This is a genomic window from bacterium (assembly GCA_026398675.1).
Lineage (GTDB): Bacteria > RBG-13-66-14 > RBG-13-66-14 > RBG-13-66-14 > RBG-13-66-14 > RBG-13-66-14.
The window spans coordinates 1-2,711 of sequence record JAPLSK010000385.1 but is presented as its reverse complement, the minus strand read 5'-3'; the positions used below and the strand labels follow the sequence as shown (position 1 = coordinate 2,711).

At 63.7% G+C, this 2,711-nt stretch carries 3 protein-coding genes; 2 read left to right on the top strand and 1 reads right to left on the bottom strand.

The features are described 5' to 3' along the window. Positions 1–1,035 (top strand): DUF933 domain-containing protein (locus NTW26_11525; GenBank protein ID MCX7022876.1); only part of this gene is annotated, 1,035 nt, incomplete at its 5' end. A 105-nt stretch (positions 1,036–1,140) separates the two neighbouring features. Then, complete coding sequence (locus tag NTW26_11520) at positions 1,141–1,650, top strand: ferritin family protein (GenBank protein MCX7022875.1); 510 nt, start codon at positions 1,141–1,143, stop codon at positions 1,648–1,650. Positions 1,651–1,707: 57 nt separating this feature from the next. Here the strand turns inward: NTW26_11520 and NTW26_11515 are convergent, their stop codons facing one another. Continuing rightward, entirely contained in the window at positions 1,708–2,604 is an 897-nt protein-coding gene (locus NTW26_11515; GenBank protein ID MCX7022874.1) for a decaprenyl-phosphate phosphoribosyltransferase, read from the bottom strand. Positions 2,605–2,711 lie beyond the last annotated feature (107 nt).

Below are 2,711 nucleotides of genomic sequence, written 5' to 3'. Positions count from 1 at the left end.
TCGGGCAAGACCACCATCTTCAACCTCCTGACCGGATCTCACCACGACCCGCACCCCGGGAAGGTGGAGGTCAACGTGGAAGTGACGCCGGTGGCGGACGAACGCCTGGATTGGCTCTGGTCCTTGGAGGGGCAGGGGAAGCTGACTCGGGCGCAGGTGACCTACCTCGACGTGGCCGGCCTGGCCCGAGGGCAGGGCGGTGGCTCGGTGGCGGCGCGATTCACCAGTGAGCTCCGCCGCGCCGACGCCCTGCTCGTAGTTCTACGTGCCTTCGACGACCCGAACGTCCCCCACCCCGAGGGCTCCGTGAACCCGGCCCGGGATTTCGAGATTTTCATGCTGGAACTGGGCGTGGTAGACCTTGGCGCGGTTCAGACCCGGATGGAGAACGTGGACAAGGGGGTGAACCGGGGCGACAAGAAGGCGTTGGAGCTGGCGGCCTTGGAACGGGAGGTCCTCGGGCGGCTGGCGCGGACGCTGGAGGGGGGCGGTCCCGCATCCGCCGTGGACATCACCCCCGCCGAGGAGGAGCTGGTCCGCTACCTGGGCCTGTTGACGCTCAAGCCGACCATCGAGCTCCTGAACGCGGACGCGGACGGGCGCGACCTGTCGAAAGATTTCAATCAAATGACCGCCGAGCCGCTCGTCATCCACGGTAAGCTGGAGGGCGAGCTGAACGGCCTGGATCCGGAAGAAGCCGGGCCGATGAGGCGGGAGTTCGGCCTGCCCGAAGGCGGCGTCCAGCGGGTGGTCCGGGCCTGCTACGACACCTTGGGCCTGTTGAGCTACTTCACCTCCGGCGAGAAAGAGACTCGGGCCTGGACCCTCCCTCGAGGCGGAACCGCCGTCGAGGCGGCGGGCTGCATACACTCCGACATCGCGCGCGGCTTCATCCGCGCCGAGGTGGCCCACTTCGAGGACATGCGCGAGCACGGCTCGATCGCCGAACTCAAGAAGAGGGGCCTCTACCACATCGAGGGCAAAGACTATCTGATCCGGGACGGCGACGTCATCCTCTTCCGTTTTTCCATATAAAGGAGACAAGGGGTTTAACCGAGCGAAGCGAGTAACGCCCCGGCGAAACCCCTTGCCGCCACGAGATAGACTACGATAATCAAAGAACCAGCGCAGGAGGCACCATTGAGCAAAACCGTGGCACAGGTGCTCGCCCAGGCCATCGAGGCCGAAATCACCGGTTTCACCACCTACCTGGAGTTCGCTCGGAAGACCAAGGACGAGACGGGCAAAAACATGTTCATCACCCTGGCCCGGGAGGAGGTGGACCACTACGAGATTCTGCGGCGGCAGTTCAACGACGCCTTCGCCGGAAAGCCCATCGAGCCGATTGAAATCTCACAGACGGAGATTGCGGAGCTCGTCCCGAAGCTCGACCGGATAGCGGAGCGGACCGCCGGGGCCGAGGGCGCCAACGAGCTGAACGCCATCAAGACGGCCATAGACCTGGAGCGGGCCGCCATAGACTATTACACCGAGTGGTCTACGAAGGCCGACGATGCCACCGTCCGGGAAACCTTCAAAAATCTCGCCCAGATGGAGGAGGGTCACTTCGAGCTGCTCCGGTCCCAGCTCGATTACATCAATAACACCGGTCACTGGTTCGGCATCAACCAGTGGACGATGGAGGACTGACCGTTCGCCGGTTTTTATTAAAAAAGGCGGGCCCGGCCCGCCTTTCGTTTTTAAAAACTATGGCTTTAAGTGGATGATGAGCACCACCGCCGCGGCCCACAACAACACGTCCACCAGAAGCGAGAAGTCCTTCGAGAGGATGGCGGAGGGGTTGCCGCCCAGGCGCCGTTGCTCCACGTCGTAGAGGTAACGGAAAACACCGTAGAGGACGAAGGGGACGGTGTAGACCAGCCCCTCGGTCCTGAACCGCTCCACGGTCGAGGGCCAGAGGGTGTAGAGGCTGTAGGCGACCACGGTGGCGGTGGTGACCACGGCGGACATCTGGTCCAGCAGGCGCGTGGAGTACTCGCTCAGGGTCTTGCGGTGGCTCTCGGCGCCCTCGGCCAGGGACGAGAGCTCGGCCCGGCGCTTCTCCAGGGCCAGGAAGAGCGCCAAAAAGAGCGTCACCGCCAAGAACCAAGGGGAGGATTTCAGGCCCGGCGAGAAGTCCACCAGCGCCTCCACGCCGCCGATGGCCCGCAGCACGAAGCCGAAGGCGACGAGGAAAACATCGAGGATGACCACCTTCTTGGCCCAGAAGCTGTAAATCAGGTTGAGGCCGAGATAGACGGCGCCGACGAGGAAGAAGCCGTCCGTGACCGTCCAGGCCGCCAGGAGCCCCCCGGCGGCCAGAACGAAGGACCAGACGTAGGCCAAGGGTCGCGACACCAGGCCCGAGGCGACCGGGCGGTTTTTCTTGTAGGGATGCGAGCGGTCGCGCTCGGCGTCCACAGCGTCGTTGAGGGCGTAAACCGCGCCCGAAAGGATGCAGAAGATGCCGAAGGCCTCCAGGGAGCGCAGAAGCGCCGCCGGGGAGGTGTACAACTGCGCGAACACGACGCCGGCGAAGATGACGACGTTCTTCAGCCACTGCCTGGGCCGCATCAACCGGATTAAACCGAAAAGTTTCCCCATGGGTTCCTACGGATTAAAAAGCCGCCTCAGTAGTATAAACCAGTCGGTGAACCGCCGCTACATGGACTCGGGGGCGCTGATGCCCAGGAGGCCGAGCCCGTGGTATA

Bases quoted from the DNA above. Each gene is read 5' to 3' on its own strand.
- NTW26_11515 (MCX7022874.1), bottom strand. From the start codon at position 2,604: ATGGGGAAACTTTTCGGTTTAATCCGGTTGATGCGGCCCAGGCAGTGG.